This is a genomic window from Synechococcus sp. JA-3-3Ab, from assembly GCF_000013205.1.
In the GTDB taxonomy this organism is placed as follows: Bacteria; Cyanobacteriota; Cyanobacteriia; order Thermostichales; family Thermostichaceae; genus Thermostichus.
On sequence record NC_007775.1, the window covers coordinates 2,276,303 to 2,293,724 of the forward strand.

The 17,422-nt window shown below is 61.3% G+C and carries 20 protein-coding genes and 2 tRNA genes; 10 read left to right on the forward strand and 12 right to left on the reverse strand.

What is annotated here, in order from left to right:
• The first annotated feature begins 329 nt into the window (after positions 1 to 329).
• Positions 330 to 1,343, forward strand: coding sequence for a glycosyltransferase family 9 protein (locus tag CYA_RS10650; protein ID WP_049749781.1), 1,014 nt, complete (start codon positions 330 to 332; stop codon positions 1,341 to 1,343).
• Between the two features lie 231 nt (positions 1,344 to 1,574).
• On the opposite strand, the gene CYA_RS10655 is transcribed toward CYA_RS10650, so the two are convergent.
• From CYA_RS10655 to CYA_RS10675, 5 genes are all read right to left on the reverse strand, one after another.
• Positions 1,575 to 1,655: transfer RNA gene (locus CYA_RS10655), tRNA-Leu, on the reverse strand.
• Between the two features lie 74 nt (positions 1,656 to 1,729).
• Positions 1,730 to 2,722 carry a M23 family metallopeptidase gene (locus CYA_RS10660; RefSeq protein WP_011431078.1) on the reverse strand — a complete coding sequence of 331 codons (993 nt, stop codon included), beginning with the start codon at positions 2,720 to 2,722 and terminating at the stop codon, positions 1,730 to 1,732.
• A gap of 3 nt (positions 2,723 to 2,725) precedes the next feature.
• The gene (locus CYA_RS10665; RefSeq protein WP_011431079.1) at positions 2,726 to 3,547 is read right to left on the reverse strand and encodes a biotin--[acetyl-CoA-carboxylase] ligase; all 822 of its coding nucleotides are present in this window, start codon (positions 3,545 to 3,547) and stop codon (positions 2,726 to 2,728) included.
• 18 nt (positions 3,548 to 3,565) lie between these two features.
• Positions 3,566 to 4,198 carry a DUF3318 domain-containing protein gene (locus CYA_RS10670; RefSeq protein WP_011431080.1) on the reverse strand — a complete coding sequence of 211 codons (633 nt, stop codon included), beginning with the start codon at positions 4,196 to 4,198 and terminating at the stop codon, positions 3,566 to 3,568.
• Positions 4,195 to 4,932 carry a pyridoxine 5'-phosphate synthase gene (locus tag CYA_RS10675; RefSeq protein ID WP_011431081.1) on the reverse strand — a complete coding sequence of 246 codons (738 nt, stop codon included), beginning with the start codon at positions 4,930 to 4,932 and terminating at the stop codon, positions 4,195 to 4,197. The genes CYA_RS10670 and CYA_RS10675 overlap by 4 nt, the downstream gene beginning before the upstream one ends.
• Positions 4,933 to 5,100: 168 nt before the next feature.
• On the opposite strand from CYA_RS10675, the gene CYA_RS10680 reads away from it, so the two are divergent.
• Positions 5,101 to 6,168, forward strand: a complete 1,068-nt coding sequence (locus CYA_RS10680; RefSeq protein WP_011431082.1) for a general secretion pathway protein — start codon at positions 5,101 to 5,103, stop codon at positions 6,166 to 6,168.
• A gap of 129 nt (positions 6,169 to 6,297) precedes the next feature.
• Here CYA_RS10680 and CYA_RS10685 read toward each other — a convergent pair whose 3' ends face one another.
• The gene (locus CYA_RS10685; protein WP_011431083.1) at positions 6,298 to 6,612 is read right to left on the reverse strand and encodes a hypothetical protein; all 315 of its coding nucleotides are present in this window, start codon (positions 6,610 to 6,612) and stop codon (positions 6,298 to 6,300) included.
• Positions 6,613 to 6,772: 160 nt separating this feature from the next.
• On the opposite strand from CYA_RS10685, the gene lepB reads away from it, so the two are divergent.
• Positions 6,773 to 7,459: a signal peptidase I gene (lepB, locus tag CYA_RS10690; protein WP_011431084.1), complete on the forward strand. Its 687-nt coding sequence runs from the start codon at positions 6,773 to 6,775 to the stop codon at positions 7,457 to 7,459.
• A 15-nt stretch (positions 7,460 to 7,474) separates the two neighbouring features.
• On the opposite strand, the gene sds is transcribed toward lepB, so the two are convergent.
• Positions 7,475 to 8,446, reverse strand: coding sequence for a solanesyl diphosphate synthase (gene sds, locus CYA_RS10695; RefSeq protein WP_011431085.1), 972 nt, complete (start codon positions 8,444 to 8,446; stop codon positions 7,475 to 7,477).
• An 89-nt stretch (positions 8,447 to 8,535) separates the two neighbouring features.
• On the opposite strand from sds, the gene CYA_RS10700 reads away from it, so the two are divergent.
• The gene (locus tag CYA_RS10700; RefSeq protein WP_228375284.1) at positions 8,536 to 8,955 is read left to right on the forward strand and encodes a metal-sensing transcriptional repressor; all 420 of its coding nucleotides are present in this window, start codon (positions 8,536 to 8,538) and stop codon (positions 8,953 to 8,955) included.
• Between the two features lie 51 nt (positions 8,956 to 9,006).
• Here the strand turns inward: CYA_RS10700 and CYA_RS10705 are convergent, their stop codons facing one another.
• Complete coding sequence (locus tag CYA_RS10705) at positions 9,007 to 9,444, reverse strand: TerB family tellurite resistance protein (protein ID WP_011431087.1); 438 nt, start codon at positions 9,442 to 9,444, stop codon at positions 9,007 to 9,009.
• A gap of 238 nt (positions 9,445 to 9,682) precedes the next feature.
• Between CYA_RS10705 and rpsP the strand changes: the two genes are divergently transcribed.
• The 5 genes from rpsP (at position 9,683) to cysQ (ending at position 13,178) form a co-directional block, all read left to right on the forward strand.
• A complete protein-coding gene (gene rpsP / locus CYA_RS10710; RefSeq protein WP_011431088.1) occupies positions 9,683 to 10,150 on the forward strand; it encodes a 30S ribosomal protein S16 in 468 nt (155 codons plus the stop codon).
• Between the two features lie 63 nt (positions 10,151 to 10,213).
• Positions 10,214 to 10,474, forward strand: a complete 261-nt coding sequence (locus tag CYA_RS10715; protein ID WP_011431089.1) for a KH domain-containing protein — start codon at positions 10,214 to 10,216, stop codon at positions 10,472 to 10,474.
• Positions 10,471 to 11,574 carry a Get3/ArsA fold putative tail anchor-mediating ATPase NosAFP gene (locus CYA_RS10720; RefSeq protein ID WP_011431090.1) on the forward strand — a complete coding sequence of 368 codons (1,104 nt, stop codon included), beginning with the start codon at positions 10,471 to 10,473 and terminating at the stop codon, positions 11,572 to 11,574. The genes CYA_RS10715 and CYA_RS10720 overlap by 4 nt, the downstream gene beginning before the upstream one ends.
• 27 nt (positions 11,575 to 11,601) lie before the next feature.
• The gene (hisF, locus tag CYA_RS10725; protein WP_011431091.1) at positions 11,602 to 12,363 is read left to right on the forward strand and encodes an imidazole glycerol phosphate synthase subunit HisF; all 762 of its coding nucleotides are present in this window, start codon (positions 11,602 to 11,604) and stop codon (positions 12,361 to 12,363) included.
• A 17-nt stretch (positions 12,364 to 12,380) separates the two neighbouring features.
• Complete coding sequence (gene cysQ / locus CYA_RS10730; protein ID WP_011431092.1) at positions 12,381 to 13,178, forward strand: 3'(2'),5'-bisphosphate nucleotidase CysQ; 798 nt, start codon at positions 12,381 to 12,383, stop codon at positions 13,176 to 13,178.
• An 11-nt stretch (positions 13,179 to 13,189) separates the two neighbouring features.
• On the opposite strand, the gene CYA_RS10735 is transcribed toward cysQ, so the two are convergent.
• The 4 genes from CYA_RS10735 to CYA_RS10750 form a co-directional block, all read right to left on the reverse strand.
• Entirely contained in the window at positions 13,190 to 13,654 is a 465-nt protein-coding gene (locus CYA_RS10735; protein ID WP_011431093.1) for a pentapeptide repeat-containing protein, read from the reverse strand.
• A 168-nt stretch (positions 13,655 to 13,822) separates the two neighbouring features.
• Positions 13,823 to 14,596 carry a PspA/IM30 family protein gene (locus tag CYA_RS10740; RefSeq protein WP_011431094.1) on the reverse strand — a complete coding sequence of 258 codons (774 nt, stop codon included), beginning with the start codon at positions 14,594 to 14,596 and terminating at the stop codon, positions 13,823 to 13,825.
• Positions 14,597 to 15,148: 552 nt separating this feature from the next.
• Positions 15,149 to 15,220: transfer RNA gene (locus CYA_RS10745), tRNA-Val, on the reverse strand.
• A 294-nt stretch (positions 15,221 to 15,514) separates the two neighbouring features.
• Entirely contained in the window at positions 15,515 to 16,711 is a 1,197-nt protein-coding gene (locus tag CYA_RS10750; protein WP_011431096.1) for a metallophosphoesterase family protein, read from the reverse strand.
• 244 nt (positions 16,712 to 16,955) lie between these two features.
• On the opposite strand from CYA_RS10750, the gene CYA_RS10755 reads away from it, so the two are divergent.
• A complete protein-coding gene (locus CYA_RS10755; protein WP_011431097.1) occupies positions 16,956 to 17,384 on the forward strand; it encodes a Fur family transcriptional regulator in 429 nt (142 codons plus the stop codon).
• The last annotated feature ends 38 nt before the right edge of the window (positions 17,385 to 17,422 follow it).

Here is a 17,422-nt window from a genome sequence, read left to right on the forward strand (position 1 = left end):
GCAAGCAAGGACATAATGCCAAGGCTCTGCTTGGTTTGTCTTGCTTAGCTGCCGGCTAGGTTTTTCACGAAGGTAGGTCAGTATGTACAGTGTAGCAGAGAGAGAAATCAGCGATTAAAATCGCCTATGCCTCTTCCCTGAGGCGGAAAAGCTGATTTTCGGCGTCCACAACGCTCTGGCCCCAAGTGATTCTTCCCTTATCTTCGCTACAAGTGGACTGCTGGGATCCCAGCCCACTCCGAATCTATCCCAATCTGAGATAGAGTAAACGCGGTACGTCCCTGGCCAGGGATTCCCTAGGTCGGCTACAGCTATCGACAGGATGTTCTATGCAGGTTGCTTCTCAAGCAGTTCTCGGCAAAGCCCCTTTGGCCCCCCGAATTCTAGCTTTGGTGCCGGGAGGGATTGGCGACCAAATTCTTTTTTTTCCCACCCTGGCAAGTTTGCGGCAGCGCTTTCCAGAAGCGGAGCTAGAGGTGTTGGTGGAGCCGCGGGCGGCAGCTGCCTACGAGGTTTGTCCCTCGGTGAATCGGGTGCTAACCTTTCCGTTTAAAGAGCAGCTCTCGTTGGGAGATATCAGCGATCTGCTGGGGCGAATCCGGGAACGGCAGTACGATGCGGTGCTGAGCCTGGGCAGAAGCTTAGGGGTCAAGCTGCTGCTTTGGCTAACTGGGATCCCGAAGCGGGTTGGCTATGCTCCACCAGGGCCTGGGCGACCTTGGCTGACCGACCCGGTGCCCCTGAAGCCGGCCCAATATGCAGCGAGCATGTATCACGACCTGCTGCAGGGGTTTGGCATCACTGCGACGGCAGGCCTGCCTCAGGTTCGCCTAAAGAAGACAGACCTGGAGTGGGCCGAGCAGGAACGCAAGCGCCTGCTGGGGGATGCTGCCCAAGATTACGTGCTGTTACATCCCGGCGCCAGCCAACTGTCCCAGGAGAAGGGAATTCAGAAAATCTACCCCCCCGCCAGCTGGGTCAAGGTCATCAAGGGCTTCCGGGAAAAGCGGCCGGAGCTGCCGCTGGTGCTGCTGCTGGGGCCAGAAGATGAGCAGCTGGCGGAGGGCTTTCTGTCGCAACTGCCGGATCTGCCGGTGAGCCGCCCTCCCCACCTGGGCCAACTGGCGGCCTTGATTGCTGGCTCCACCCTGCTGTTGTGTACCGACAGCGCCCCCATGCACCTAGCAGTAGCCACCCAAACTCCCCTGGTGGCTGTGTTTGGCCCCACTGAGCCGGAGCGGCTGCTGCCTTCCGAAGGGCCGTTCCGCGCCGTTAAGGCTGCCAACGGGGTGATCGACTCGATTGCTCCTGAGCAAATCCTGCAAGTGATCTTCCCCGGCTAGCGGCAGAAGACTTTCCCCAAGACCAGCCCAAAAGGTTATGGGATCCTGCAGCCACTTCGGACAAGTTTGAAACCATTCCCTCACCCCAACTCCTCTCCCAGGACACTGCGCTCCTCGCCCCAGGGAGAGCTTGTCCCGCTATACCGGCTGTCCCAGCCTGGAAAGGGAGTAGCACAGTTTTCTCCTTCTCCCTCTAGGAAAAAGGCCGGGAATGAGGAGCTTGTTTGGCCATGCGGACGAAGGGACTTGAACCCTTACGCCTTGCGGCACTAGATCCTAAGTCTAGCGCGTCTGCCATTCCGCCACGTCCGCAAAAGCTGGCCCCGTAGGCCGGTTGTCAGCCGACTCGAATCCCGCTCAATTATGCTAACCCAAGCCGGCTCTGGCTAACCCGGCAACTGGGCAACGGCGACCTTCAGCTCCTCTGTGGCGTCCAAAACCACCCAGCCTTGCCCCCCTGCCCGCTTCCACAGCTCAAAGTGCAGGTGTGGCCCGGTTACCGCCCCGGTTGCCCCCACATAGCCGATCACGGATCCCTGTTCCACCACTTCCCCGGCTCTTACCGCGACTTCGGACATGTGGCCGTAGCGGGTGCGCCGACTGCCGCCATGGTCCAGCACAACCGTAATTCCCAGGCCTCCCAAGGATCCCGCGCTCACCACCTTGCCGCTCAACGCAGCCAGGATTGGCGTGCCCAGGCTGGCCCCCAGATCCACGCCGGCATGGAACTCTGGCTGGCCGCGGATGGGGTGAATTCGCATGCCAAACCCAGAGGTAATCGGCACGGGGTGGGGCAAAGGATAGAGCAACTGTTCTTCACCTGTCGCCAATTCGGGCAATGCCGGCGCTGGCGGCTTAGGCGTTTGGGGTTGGCTGGGATCCTCAATACGAATCTCTTCGCCTGGCATGAGGATGATGCGGCGACCGGAGCTGCGCTCCATCAGCACCACCGGCACCCCACTTTCCGGCTGAGCATCGACGGCCAAGTTCTGGGTTGCTGGCGGCTCCATAATAATTTCCCGCCCCACCACCGTCTCTGCGCGGGTTTCTGCCTCCAGGGTTGGAGAGCTGCCAGGTTTGGACGCCAAGCCTGGAGACTCTGGGCTGCCCGCCGGCAGGGGAATGGCACCATCCAACAGCAGGGCTTCTGCTCCAGGGGTGTCCAGAGCCGGGCCTATTGAGGGAGGAGGGGGCAGAGGATGGAGTTGCGTCTGCGCCAGCAGAGCGGTGGAAGAGAAGCAGAGCAGCAGGCCCAGTCCCAACCCTAAGCCCAGGCCCAGCCGCCGCAGCAGCCGCGCCCTTCTCGCCAACCGGCTGCCTGGCCGGGAGAGAAGACGCAGCCAAAAAGACTTTGCCGACATGCGCAAGGGATCCAACACGGGTCACTCAGGAGGAAACGAAGGGCCACTGGCAAGAGACGCTTGATAGCTCAGGCGCACCTGGTCGGGAGAAAGGACGAGGATCTGTCCTCCTGGAGTTTGTACCCGCAGCCTGCCATCCTCGGCAAGGCCCAAAACCGTAGCCGACGCCTCACCAGGGAGCCATTGGACTTGCGGCTTCACCGTCCAGGCTTCGTACCTGGAGCGCACAGGGGCAAACCCCTCCTGCAGCCAGATCTGAAACCCGCGCTCCATCCCCTGCAAAACCCAGGCGGCAACTGCGGTGCTGTCCTGCCGGGATCCCAGAATTTCTGCCAAGGCAATCCCGCCAGCGGGCACGGGATTGTTGACATTGACCCCAACGCCGGCCACCAGCCCCAGCAGTTGCCCTCTCTCCCCAAAGCGGCTCTGCACCAAGAGGCCACCCAGCTTGCGCAGAGAACCCGGACACTGCTCATCCACCACCACCAGGTCGTTGGGCCATTTCAGCCGCAGCGGGATCCCCAGTTTCTGTCGTAGGCTATCCACAACACCCCAGGCCAGCGTCAGGGTCAACTCCAGCAGCGAATGCCGCAGAGGCGGGGATCCCAGCCAGACCGACAGGTACAACCCCCCTGGCTGCGAGTGCCATACTCGCCCGTGCTGGCCCTGGCCTGCCCGCTGGCGAGTGCTGACCAGAACGGTGCCCAGGGGCAGAGGTTGAGGGAAGCGGCGACCCCAGTCCAAGAGCAGCCGGTTGGTGGAATCGGTTACTGCCACTTGGAGGAGGTGATGCCCCCATCCCCCTCGACCCACCAGGGATCCCAGCCGCGAGGGGGAGAGCATGGCTAAGTCCCCCCAGCCCTAGCTCAACACGATATCTTCTGCCGGGCGTTGGGCCAACCGCTTCAGATTTTGATAGCGCAACATGTCCAGCAGGTCGTTGCCGGAGCGCCCCTCCAGACGGGCCTCCACGTGCAGCGCCTGCCCCAGCGCCTCCACCGCCTGCAGCCGTGGGATCCCGCGCAACACCAGGCGATCCACGGCGTAGGCATCGGCAGCCAGAAGACGGCGGTCGTTGGTCTGGTCGCGGCGCAACTGCCAAAGCGCCAAGCCGCTCAACCCTCCCGAAACCGTCGCCCCCACCGGGTCTTGCTGCACGACCTCGAAGATCAGGCTCAGCCCTCCCAGAGCCGCTATGGCCAGGTAAAAGTCGATCTGCCGCGAGGCTGCCCGGCTGTAGTAGCCCACCTTGTGGAGAAACAGCCCTGCCCGCTGCAGGGGAGTGAACTGTCGCCACTCGTAGGGTTTGATGAACAGCCGCATCTGCCGTTCCCAGGGCATCTGTCGGCGGCCCTTGATCACCACCGTCTGCCGCTCCGAGGCCGGCAAGATCTTCACGCTCTCCCGCATGCTGGCGGGCAGCAGATCCAGCAGGCGATCGATCTCAGCCTGGTCGAGAACGTAGTTGTCGTAGCTGTAGTACTCCGAGTTCATGCCGGGCCTACTCCTGAGCTTAATCCCATCGCCTGACGCATCTCTCGCACTGCCCGCTCCAATCCCACCAGCACCGCTCGACTGATGATGCTATGGCCGATGTTCAGCTCTTCCATGCCAGGGATCCGGGCCACCGGGCCGACGTTCCAGTAGGTGAGGCCGTGTCCGGCGTTCACCCGCAAGCCCAGTTGAATCGCCTGTTGGCTGGCCTGCCGCAGTTGGGCCAACTCCGCCTCTTGCTGCGCCTCCGAGGATGCCTCCGCATAGCGTCCCGTGTGCAGTTCCACCCAGCGGGCCCCCACCTGGGCAGCGGCGGCAATTTGGATGGGATCGGGATCGACAAACAAGCTGACGGGAATGCCGGATCCCTGCAGTTGGCTTACCACCTCGCTAAGACGCGACACCTGCCCGGCCACATCCAGACCGCCCTCGGTGGTGACCTCTTCTCGCCGCTCGGGCACTAGGGTGACATAATCGGGCTTGATCTCCAGGGCGATGGCCACCATCTCGTCGGTGGCGGCCATCTCCAAGTTGAGGTGGGTGCGCACCGTCTGGCGCAGTAGCCGCACATCCCGCTCCTGGATATGGCGGCGATCCTCGCGCAAATGCACCGTGATCCCATCTGCCCCTGCCAACTCGGCGATCACCGCCGCGGCCACCGGATCCGGCTCTACGGTGCGGCGAGCCTGGCGCAGGGTGGCGACGTGGTCGATGTTAACTCCCAGACTTAACAAGGCTCAACTTCTTTCACTGTAGCTGGTGATGAATGCTCCTAGTATTACATTATTCATTACTTGTGCCGGTCAGACGAGTCAGGGTATTGCGGGGCGCAGAGCTAAGGGGCACAGGCTTTATGATCGAGAACGACACCTCGCCCCTCCGGGATCCACTGCGGGCTTGCCATGACCAATCCAGATACCTCTTTGGCGGTGGGACAACACTCCATTGTTGACCGGGCGCGGGTGCCGGTCCTGATTGCCCAATACCTGCCGGTAGAAATCTGCATCTACTACCAGGTTGTGCCCCTCGCTCTGGACACCGACAGCTTGATCTTGGGCATGGTGGATCCCCAGGATTTGGCGGCGTTGGACTACGTGAGCAAGATGCTCGCCTATTCCCAGATCTCCGTTGAGCCGATCCCGATTACTTTTGAGCAGCAGCAGGATTTAATTGCCTACTACTTCAGCCATCCGCCGAGCCCGGCAGAGGTGGAGCAGCTACGCCTCCAGGCCCAAGCCAGCCGCGTCACCCGGGAAGTTCCTGCTCCCGTGGCCGAGCCGCCCAGCCGACTGACCCCCACCCAGCCGCTGCCGGCACGGCCAACTGCTCCGCCCCTTCCTGTTGACGAATCGGAAGAGACGGCGCAGCAGTTGCTGAACTCGATGCTGCGGCGAGCTTTGGAGGAGAAAGCGGAGCAAATTTTTGTTGAACCCCAGGAGGGGTTGGTGTGTCGGGTGCGCTACCGCCAGCAGGGGATTTTGCGGGATCTATTTAAGGATCTCTCGGAGTCGATACGGGCAAAGTTGATCGCCGCCATGAAGCGGATGATGGCCCTGGATGCAGGGCTGATCGGGGAGCCCCAGCAGGCGGAAGCAGAGCGGATGTATCGGGGGGAGCCGCTGGTGCTGCAATTGCGCATCATTCCCCAGCGCTCCAAGAGTGGCCAGGTTTCCTCCTCCAGGGAAGGCGCCATCCTCAGCATTCTGCGAGGGGAGACCCTCCACAAGTATCAGCAAGGCCAAAACCGCCTCCGCGTCTCCGAGACTGTGGCTTTGGCCCAGCAGGCCCATCAACTGCTGCAACAACTGCAAGCTGCCCTCAGCACCACAATCGAGAAGCTGAAGCAATACCCCACCCCCCCCGGCAGCGACTGGCCCCTGATGACAGAAATGCTGGCGGCCATTCAGGCCCAAGCCCAGATGATCGCCATCCGCCAGCAGGACTGGGAAAAACTCAATTCCGGCAGTTGATCTCCTATGGGCATTTGGATACAGGCCGGGCCACTGCTCTCCTGCCCCAATCCCTGCCCGTAGGAATCCAGAAGCCTCTCCTCCTCGCTCCAGGCGTCCCATTCCCACGACAACCTGAGCGGCTTCTTCCTAGCGGGATCCCTCCCGCAACAGCACCAAAATCACCCCGGCAATAATGCTGATGGTGGCCCCGGCAATCAGGCTGGTGGCCAGACGTTCCAGCCGTTCCCCAATGGTTTGGGCGGTGTCGAACTTAAAAGTGAGCTTTTCGACGTCACCCGAGAGCTTCTCGACCCGCTCCGAGAGCTTTTGGGTATCTCCTGAGAGCCGATCGATCCGATCCAGAATCTCCCCTTGTTGTTGGGTGAGGCGAGCTATTGCTTGGCTGTTGGTTTCAACCAGCCGCTCGACCCGCTCTAGGCGCTCTTCTGTCGAAATCGTCATGGGGCTTGGAAGTCACGAGCAGGGTATCTCCGCCTATTGATCCTAGGCTACTCCCGGCCTTTTGTCTCTCTAGCGTCGGCTTGACCGGACAGCCTCTGCTCCTACTGCCTCGGTTGAGTGCGATAATCTGGAGATCGTGCAGTCTTGTGCGCTAGCCGCCATGTCGTCAAAAGATCCGACGTCTTTGCCCCAGCCCAAGCTGCCGCCAGGAGAAACCTCCGCTGGCTCCAGATCCCGCGCTTGGTGGCAGGCTCAGCGGGAGAACTTGCTGACAGTGGTGCTGGCGCTGCTGTTGGCCTTCGGCATTCGCACCTTTGTGGCGGAAGCACGTTGGATCCCCTCCGATTCGATGCTGCCCACCCTAGAAGAAGGAGATCGGCTGGTGGTGGAAAAGATCAGCTACCGCTTCAGCTCCCCCAGACGGGGCGACATCATCGTCTTCTACCCGCCTGCCAAGCTGAACTTCGACGGTGCCTACATCAAGCGGGTGATCGGCCTGCCGGGGGATCGCATCCGCATTGCCGATGGCAAGGTGATCGTCAACGGCATCCCGCTCCAGGAGGACTATATCTACGCTCCCCCCAATTACTCCTGTCCGGGCGAGCGCTGCCCCGGCGTGCCCAACCAGGGATCCGAATTTCTCGTCCCCCCCGGCTCCTATTTTGTGATGGGGGACAACCGCAACGACAGCCAAGACTCCCATGTGTGGGGATTTTTGCCGGAAGAGAACATCATCGGCAACACCATCTTCCGCTTTTGGCCCCCCAATCGCCTGCACTTTTTCACCCCGCCAGAGTATCCGGAGCTCTCTTCTGAAGGGGCGCAGGCCTCGGGGAGTCGAACCTAAACCTGGGAAAACCTCTCAGCGGGCCCGCTCCAGCACATAGTCCACCATCTGAAACAAAGCTCGGCGGGCTACCGAATCGGGGAGAACTTCCAACGCCTCAGCAGCCCGACGGGCATAGTCTCGCGCCAACTCGCGGGAGCGCGGGATCCCATTGCTCTGGTAAACCCACTCCAGGGCCTGCTGGAGATCCTGGGGTTCGGCCAGCTCTCGGAGGATCAGCTCTCGCATCTGGGGAAACTCCTCCAGGGCGAACAAAACCGGTGCCGTCAAGTTGCCCTGGATGAGGTCAGATCCCACCGGCTTACCGAGCATCTCTGCCGAAGCGGTGAAATCCAGCAGGTCGTCCACGATTTGGAAGGCAATGCCCAGGTCGCGGCCAAAGTCGAAGAGGCGATCGGCCACCTCAGGACTGACCCCGCTCAGCAGCCCGGCGGCCTTAGAACTGCCGGATATGAGGGAGGCGGTTTTGTAGAAGCTCTTGGCCAGGTACTCTTCCAAGGACACATCCGGGTCGAAGCGGGTGAGGCTCTGGCGCACCTCGCCCTCCGGCAGATCCATGATCACCTTGGACAGGAGCTTCACCACTTCCAGATTGTCCAGGTTAGCCAAATACCAGGCAGCTTGGCCGAAGAGGTAGTCCCCCGCCAGCACCGCTACGCGGTTGTCGAAAAGGGTATTTACTGTGTCGATGCCCCGCCGCACATCGGCAGTGTCGATGACATCGTCGTGCACCAAGCTGGCCGTGTGGATCATCTCGGTAATTTCCGCCAGGCGCCAATGCTGCGGGGTAATCTCCCCATCCGGCGTAGTAGCCCGCGCAATCAACAGCACAATCGCCGGTCGGATCCCTTTCCCCCCCGCCGAAAACAGATGTTCGGCAGCCATGGCCAGAATTGGGTGTTTGGCGCTAACCAGCCGCGACAGGTTCTGGCGTAAACGCTCCAGATCCGCTTCTACAGGGCCAAAGGGGGAGAGCACAGAGGTCATGGAGCCAAAGTATGAGAGGTTTTACAAAATTTCATATCTCCCCTTATTGTAGAGCACCCCAACGTTCTCGGGGAAAAGCGAGCGGTATCATGCAAACAGTCCTCTGCTTTTTTATGTCGGATCCCGTTCCCCCAGTGCCAACCGGCTCTGTCCCCCCCCTCCCTGCAGAACCCGATTGGGAGGAGGAGTGGGAGCTTGCACTGGAGCGGCCACCTCTATCGGGGCGAGCCCAGCCTCACCACCATGACCCGCAGTCGCGGCGCAAGCTGATCCATCGTCTGGCTCGCATCGAGGGGCATGTGCGCGGGATCCGCTCCATGATCGAGCAGGATCAGCCCTGTCCGGATGTGCTGCTGCAGATTGCCGCTGTCAAGGGGGCACTGGATCGGGTGGCGCGCCTTATTCTTGACGATCACATCCGTCACTGCATCCGCCACGCCATCGAAAGTGGCAACATCGAGGTGGAACTGGAAGAGCTGCAGCGGGCCCTGGATCGCTACATCAGCTAGTGGATACAAGCCTTTCCCATGGGGGTGGGCTGGGCTTTGCTCAAGCCAAGGCTAGCTGTTGCCGTCGGCAGCGTAGCGCTCCAGCAGAGCGGCGCTTTTCAGTTGCCATTGCAGGCCCATGAAGGCCCAGTCCAAGAACTCGTTGATCTCCTCCTGGCTGAACTGCATGGCTTTGCCGATCTCGAAAATCAGGGCCTCTTCTTTTTCCGCTAGCTTGTTGTTGACCACCGCCATCGCCGCCAAATCTCTCAGGATCAAGGCTCCGGCTGCATTGTGTAGAGGAGGGATCCGGCTGAGGTCTAGGGTTGCGCCTGTCTCGTCGGCCAGATAGCTTTGGGCCACCTGTTTTTCGACGCCCATCCCTTCTGCAATTTGCAGGAAAAAGTTGCTCTCCTCTTCGTCCAACTGGCCGTCCACGCGGGCCACCGCGATCAAGGCTTTGAGGTAGAGCTGGCGCTGCTCATCTGTCAAGTCGGCGTAGTTGACCATAGGGGTTGCTGCTGAGCTTGGGTTTCCTCTTCAACTTTGCCACGAAGATGCCACCTGGTGTCGATTCGACCCTTTTTCAGCCGAGGAAAAATCGATTACAATAGAGGGCCTGTGTCATAGCTAGCCGCCAAGACTTCCGCTGGGATGTGGGAAGGGGCGGCAACTTGGCTTGCTTCATCTTTTTTTCTCTTGGTAACCCTTTACAGCTTGCGGAGCACCCCCGAGGAGCAGACACCCCATGGTTAAATTGCGGCTCAAGCGCTACGGAAAAAGACGGCAACCCACTTATCGCATCGTCGCCATCGAAAGTAAGGCCCGCCGCGAGGGTCGTCCGCTGGAGGAGTTGGGCTACTACAACCCGCGCACCAAGGAGACGGTTCTGGAGACGGCAGGCCTGCTCAAGTGGTTGCGTTGTGGCGCTCAGCCTACAGATACGGTGGACAGCCTCCTCAGGAAGGCCGGCATCTACGAGATGCTCAAAGCCGGCGAGGGCGGAGTGGTTGCCGCGATTCGCATCCCGGCTATCGCCAAGCCGGAGGCTGGGATCCCTGATCCGGCGCCGTCCACAGAGGAGCCTGCCGCTGTTTGCGAGGCCTCTGCCGAGATGGCAGGGCAACCGGGGGAAGTCGAGCCGGCTGGGGCGGCAGCGGAACCGAACTCCCAGGAGCCGGAGCCTGAGGAGGAAAAGCCTCAGGTTGAGGCCTAGGGTCGGCTACGCTTTCGGTTAAGCTTGGCTCGGCAGTTGTTCTTCCCTGTCGTCTAGCTCCCCATGCCGGATTACGAGGCCCTTGTCCATCTCCTGATCGAGCCGTTGCTCAGCGGTGGCCCGCCGCAAATGGATGTGGAAACCACTTGTGGCGGGCGCAAGGTATGGCTGCGGCTGGCTTTTGACCCCAAGGATCGCGGGCGGGTGTTGGGGCGAGGCGGGCGCACCCTGCAGGCCATTCGGCAGGTAATGATGGCGGCAGCTCAGTTGGCGGGGCAATCGCTGTACATCGACATCTACGGAGAGTCTGGAGAGCGGGAATGAGCCAGATCCTTACCTTCTTGGGCAAAGGGGGCACAGGCCGGAGCACCCTGGCCGTGGCAGCGGCCCGGGCAGCAGCCCAGCAGGGGCGGCGGGTGCTGTTGGTGGGCCATCAGCCGGGGTCGGGGCTGGAGATGCTCTTGGGCGGGATCCCGCTTTCCGGCGAGCCGGTAACCATTGCCGCCAATTTAAGTGTGGTGCAGTTGCGCACAACTCAGCTCCTGGAGCAACACTGGACGGCGGCCAAGGAGCTGGAAGCCCAATACGTGCGCACTCCCTTTTTCCGGGAGATCTACGGCCAGGAGCTGGGGGTGTTGCCGGGGATGGATCAGGCCCTGGCTCTGGAAGCCCTGCGTCGCTACGATGCCAGCGGCCAGTACGACTGTATTCTCTACGATGGGCCGGGGGATCTGACCACCTTGCGGGCTTTTGGGATCCCGGAGGTGGCCAGTTGGTACTGGCGGCGGGCTTCTAAAGCTTTTTTGGGCTCCGACTTGGCCAAAACCCTGCGCCCTTTCGTCGAGCCCCTGCTGCGATCGGTCAGCACAGTGGAGTTCTCGTCTTTAGAGGATCTGTCGAATCGGCTGGGGGGGATGACCAACATTTTCGAGGAGGGACGCCAGGCCATCGCCGATCCTCGTCGCGTGTTGGCCCACCTGGTAACCACCCCGGATCCGATGGCCGTGCAGACTGCCCGCTACCTCTGGGGCAGCGCCCAGATGGTGGGGCTGACGGTGGGTGGCCTCTGGGTCATGCCGCTGGTTCCTGGGGAAGTGTCGGCTGCCGATTTTTCTCCGCTGCCTGTGCGCATCCTGCCGCGGCGCCAGGGATCCGATTGGTCGGCTTTGGAAGAGGCGGTAGGAGGGATTTTCGCGGTGCCGCAGGTGCCGCCGCCGGTGGCCATCGACGAGGGAGCCCGTACCGTCAAGCTGTTTATTCCCGGCTTCAGCAAGGCCCAGATCGAGCTGAGCCAGTCGGGGCCGGAACTGACCATCACCGCCGGGGATCAGCGGCGCAACTTGTTCTTGCCCCCCAGCTTGGCAGGCCGGCAGGTAACCGGGGCCAAGTTTCAGGAGCCTTTCTTAGTCATCACCTTTGGCTAGGCCATCGCGCCAGCGGAGGAGAAGGCGATGTTGGCCAAGCGGATCATTCCCTGCCTGGATGTGGCGGCGGGGCGGGTGGTCAAAGGGATCCGGTTTGTGCAGTTGCGCGATGCCGGGGATCCGGTGGAGCTGGCCCAGGCCTACGACCAGGCGGGAGCTGACGAGCTGGTTTTTCTAGACATCACCGCCACTCACGAAGAGCGGGAAATCTTGCTGGAGGTGGTGCGGCGCACGGCGGAGCAGGTGTTTATCCCCCTCACGGTGGGAGGTGGGATCCGCGATCTGGAAGGGATCCGGCAACTGTTGCGGGCCGGGGCCGACAAGGTGAGCCTCAATTCGGCGGCAGTCCGGGATCCGGATCTGGTCACCCAGGCCAGCCGTCGGTTTGGATCCCAGTGCATCGTGGTGGCCATCGACGCCCGTGCCAAACCTCAGGGTGGCGGTTGGGAAGTGTACGTGCGCGGGGGGAGGGAGCCGACGGGCCTGGACGCGGTGGAGTGGGCCAAAACCGTGGCCGAGCGGGGGGCGGGGGAGATCTTGTTGACCAGCATGGACGCCGACGGCACCCAAGCGGGCTACGACTTGGAGCTGACCCGCCGCGTGGCCGAGGCGGTGGCGGTGCCGGTGATCGCCTCAGGGGGGGCAGGGGAATGTGCTCACATCCGCCAGGCTCTGCAAGAGGGGGGAGCAGAAGCAGCCCTGTTGGCCTCGCTGCTCCACTACGGCCAGTTGACAATTGCCCAGATCAAAGCCGATCTGGCCGCCCACGGCATTCCGGTGCGTCGCTAAACCTGGAGAGTTTGCCCATGCAGGATCTGGCCGATCTCCTGCCCCATGTCAGCCGCCTTGCGGAAACAGCCGGGCAGGCCATTTTGGAGATCTATCGGCAAGATCAGATCCGGGTCAGGGACAAGGCCGACTCCTCCCCCCTCACCGAAGCCGATCTGGCCGCCCACCACTTGATCCTGCGGGGCCTGCAAGATCTGACCCCCGGCCTCCCCGTGCTCTCGGAAGAATCCGGCGGGATCCCGTATCCGGAGCGGCAACAGTGGCGGCAGTTCTGGCTGGTGGATCCCTTGGACGGCACGCGCGAGTTTATCGGGCGCAGCGGCCAGTTCACCGTGAACATCGCCCTCGTCGAGGCAGGGATCCCCATCTTAGGCGTCGTCCATGCCCCCGCTCTCGGCCTTACCTACAGGGCTGTGCAAAGGCTGGGGGCCTATAGAGGAGATCAGCCCATCCGGGCCCGCCCGCCCGCCCAGGCCCCTCTGCAAGTGGTGGCCAGCCGCTCCCACCGCGGCCCGGAGACGGAGCAATTTCTCGAGCGGCTGCGGCGGCGCTACGGTTCCCTCGAGGTGAAGTCGGTGGGCAGCGCCCTGAAACTCTGCCTTGTGGCCGAGGGATCCGCCCATCTCTACCCCCGCTTCGACCCAACCATGGAGTGGGATACTGCTGCTGCCCACTGCATCGTCGAGCAAGCCGGGGGAAGCGTCACCGATCTAAAAGGGGATCCCTTGCGCTACAACAAGCCTGATCTGCACAACCCGCCCTTTGTGGCGGCTGCCGCCGATGCAGCCCAACTGTGGCAGGAGCTGGTTCCCTAGAAAGCCTGGGATTACATGCCCATCTCGGTGGGGTTGAACCCCTCCGGAAACTTGGTGTACTCATCGTAGAGGGCGCCGCGAAAACGGGTGTTGGTGATGATGGCTCCCCGCAGATCGGCGCCAATTCGCAAATCGGCGCGGCTGAGATCGGCCTCGCTAAGGTCGGCCCTGAGCAACTTGGCCCGGTAGAGGTTGGCCCCCCGCAGATCGGCCTTGACCAGCTTGGCCCCAATGAGGTTCACCCGCCGCAGTTTGGCTCCGCGCAGGTCGGCCCCTGAGAGATCTGCGCCCGACAGATCCCCCTCGCGCAAATCCGCCCCACTTAAGTCGGCATCCCGCAGGACAATGCCCCTCAAGTTCGCGCCGCTCAACTGGGCTCCGCTCAGGTTGGTTCCAGAAAAATCCCGCCGGCCAGACGCATAAGCCTGCAACAGTTGCTTGGCGTCCAGCAGAGGTTTGATACTCGCTGTGGTCATCGCTGTTTGTTTCTCTCGCAAAAACGCAGAAGGCTACCCTAACCCCACCAGAGGCAGGCCAAGAGCTCTTCTGGGCTAGCTTACCACTCTGTGTCCCCCTGCTTAGCATACCCCAACGCCCCTGAGCCCAGAGGAGACACTCTCAAGAAGACGCTACCTCCCATTCGTTCAAAGCCGGTCGATTTCGCGGCGTAGATTTTCTAGCTCTACATCTACCTCGCTCTCGCTGGTGGCAGCAGATTGATCTCTCGGCAGAGCTTTCTGCTCTCCGGCGGGCAATTGGCCCCCCATCGCCGCTTTCAGCATCATCAGCTCGTGATCGATGTCCGAGCCACCTGCTTCCAAAGCGGCAAACTGTCGCTCCAAGTTGTCCACCGCCAGCTCGGCCACGGCCGCCGACTGAGCTTCCAGGGCGTTTACCTTCTCTTCCATACGCTCGAAAGCCGCGAAGGCACTGGTGGCGTCCACCCGTCCGATAACCTGGTTAATTTGTTGGGAAGCTTTGGCCGCCCGAGCCCGCGCGATGAGCATATCCTTTTTGGTCTTGGCCTCGGCGATCTTGCTCTCCAGCTTGGTCATGTTGGCCTTCAAGACTTCCACCTGTTTGGTCTGCTCATCCAACTGCCGCTTCAGGCTCTGGGCGGTTTCGGCAAAGGTTTTCTTGCGCACCAGCGCTTCGCGGGCCAGGGCCTCGTTGTTGTTGCGCAGGGCCAACTCGGCGCGCCTTTGCCACTCGTCGACGTTCTGCTGCGCCTGCTCGTACTGCCGCTCGATCCGCTTCTGGGCAGCAATGGCCTGGGCAACTGCCTGCCGCATTTGGTAGTGATCCTCAGACATGTCCTGAATGGTTTGGTTCAGGATTTTCTCCGGATCTTCGGCACTGCTGATCAGCGCGTTGAGGTTGGCTCTGATGATCCGGCTGACCCGATCGAACAATCCCATCGGTCGTTTCCCCCTCTCGCAGTTTGACCTAATGCTACCCTTGCCACGCCGGCGCCTTCCAGGGCTCCTACTCCAGTATAGGGATCCCTGGCCGGGATCCGAAGAAATTGGCCGTAACCCCAGACCAACGCTCCAGCCCTCCAAAACAGCCGCTGCAGAGAGGAGCCCGTCCCCCCCTGGATTTTCGCAGGTTGCAGGGAATTGTCGGGATCCCTGAAAGCCGAGAGGGTTTGCCGGACAAGGCCTTTTCGAACTTTGGCAGAGCATGCCTCTAACCCCCAAAACCCTGAACTTTGCTGAATTTACTGAGCTTTAGGCGGTTTGGCAAAAGTCATTGAGAGGGATATAGTAGACCAAGTTTCCCCCTGATCCTTGAGTCCACCGCAACGGTTGCCGGGAAGTGAAGGGGGAAAGCGCTCGGGGGGTATTCCTCAGGGCTTTGCGGGATACCGCCTTCCTGCTCAGAGATAGGCAGGATGCGATCGCTTCTTTCCTGAACCATGTTCAGGAGAGTTCAGCGTGAATGTATCAGTCTTTGGGATCCTCTGACAATGGGCTGTGCTGGAATCGAACCAGCGGCTCCCACCGTGTCAAGGTGGTACTCTACCTCTGAGTTAACAGCCCTCGCTGAAGATGCGGCTGCGCATCTGCCCAAGGGTTGGAAATTGATGATATCACATCTGCAAGCCACTTCGAGGCCCACTCCTTGCCGCTCGGGGCTGCCAAGACGACGACTTCTATGGCCTTGTCCATCCCCTCCTACACTTGTGCCTGGCCCAGCGCAGGCGGGGATCCCATCTGCACAAGCGGCACTTCTCCCAGGTGTCGATACAGGACATTGTGCAGCAGCGCCATCTCTACCATCCGCAGAGGAGCTATCAGTCTTTTGCCGAGATGCAACGCTCCTGAGCTTAAGAGTCAGTCGTCGCGGCACAGGGATCCAATACGAGCTTGGCAGGTGGCGATTTCTTCGGGGGTGAGGTTATCCCAGTTAACATCGCGGCGCAGCACCAGGCCGTTGTGGCCGGTGATGAAGCGGGGCAGTTCGGCTTGGTCGATCACGCTCAGATCCCGCATGTGGTAGGTGGTGTAGTAGGTAACCTCCGGAGCGTCGAAGTCCACATCGATGAGGGTAAGGGTCTTGCGGGGGGGCAGGGGGCTATTCAGGAGGGGGCGGGGGCCGGAGCCGAGGATGCCGCAATGGAGCAGTTGCAGTTGCCCCTTGTGGCCGGGGTAGTAGCCGTGGTGGTGGCCGCTGATGTAAGTGTGGACGCGATATTTCTCCAGCAGGGCCCGTTTGGCGTCTGCCTCCAGCAGCACCTCTCCCGGATCGTCGCGTCCGACGGTAATCGCATAGAGAGGTAGGTGACCGATGACGATGCGCAACTTGGCCTTCTGGGCTCGTTCGCTGGCCAGCGCCGCTTCTGCCCAGGCCATCTGTTCCGGCGGGATGTAGTTGCAGGTGGCATCCCAAACTAAGTAAAACACCCCGTCTTTTTCGAAGGTGTAATAAAAGGGAAAGTCGCCTCGATCCACAAAATTCAAACCGGGATCGTGGGCCGGGTCGTTCCAAAACTCGCGGGCCAGATCCCGTTCTTTTTGGAAGAGAAAGCCCCCGCGCGTGCTGCGGGCACAGGACGCATCGTGGTTGCCCAGCGTGAAGCCGTAGGGCAGTTTGGCAGCACGAAGCGGGCCGGCCACATGCCGGTCAAAGGCTGCCCACATGGCGCGGATGCGCTCCTCCGACAGGCGGGGATCTTGGCCAGCCACCATGTCCCCTCCCCCCAAGACGATATCCGGCTGGAAATAGGGGATGAGGCGGATGGCCCGATCCACCTCCGGGTCGTAGTCCACCGAGCCGTAGATGCCATTCAGGTCGCTGATCACCATCAGGCGCAGATCGCGGCGGGCTGGGATGTAAAGGCCCCGGGGAGCTTCCGGATGGGGGACAACTGTGGGCGTAGGCCGAGGGGTAGGAGGCGGGGAAGCAGGGGATCCCATCTCTGCGGATAGAGGCACAGAAGCAGGGCGCTGCCGACTGGCCCAATAGGCCCCCACCAATCCACTGCTGCCGGCCAATCCCAACAGGCCTAAGATCATTTGGCGCCGCCGCATCCCGCTTCTCCTCAACACCCCAGCGATATTCGTAGATAGGCGATATCGTATTGTAAATAACTGAAGAAAATAACTGATAATTGACGCGCTCCCGTTGGCGCCCTTTCCTCCGCACACTGCCTGGACAGGTCGATGCCCGACGGAGATCTGGAGATCAGCCTTTGGAAACTTCGATTTAGGAATGTTAAACTAGTGTGAATGAGTAACCAGCTATCTCAGACTCGGTATGACTTGAGGTTTGCCCATGCCTCGCCCTGTGGATTCTTTGGAAGCTGCTTTGGAGCGATGCCGGGAGTGCAATCTGCGCCTCAGCCGGCAGCGTCGCTATATTTTGGAACTGCTGTGGCAATGCGGCGAGCACCTTTCTGCCAGAGAGATCTACGACCGCCTCAATCGGCAGGGCAAGCCCATTGGCCACACATCCGTCTATCAAAATCTGGAGGCTCTGGCCAGCCACAACATCATCGAGTGCCTAGATCGCGCCGATGGGCGCCGCTACGGCAATCGTACCCATCCTCACAGCCATGTCAACTGCCTGGATAGCAACCGCATCCTGGACGTAGATGTGGAGCTGCCGCCGGAGCTGCTGGCCCAGGTAGAGCAGAAGACAGGCACTCGCATCCAGAGCTACCGCATTGAGTTCTATGGGGTGGAAAATCCCGGGGAAAGCTGAGCTGGCCAGCCAGTAGATTCTCGGGGCGGGATCCCGAG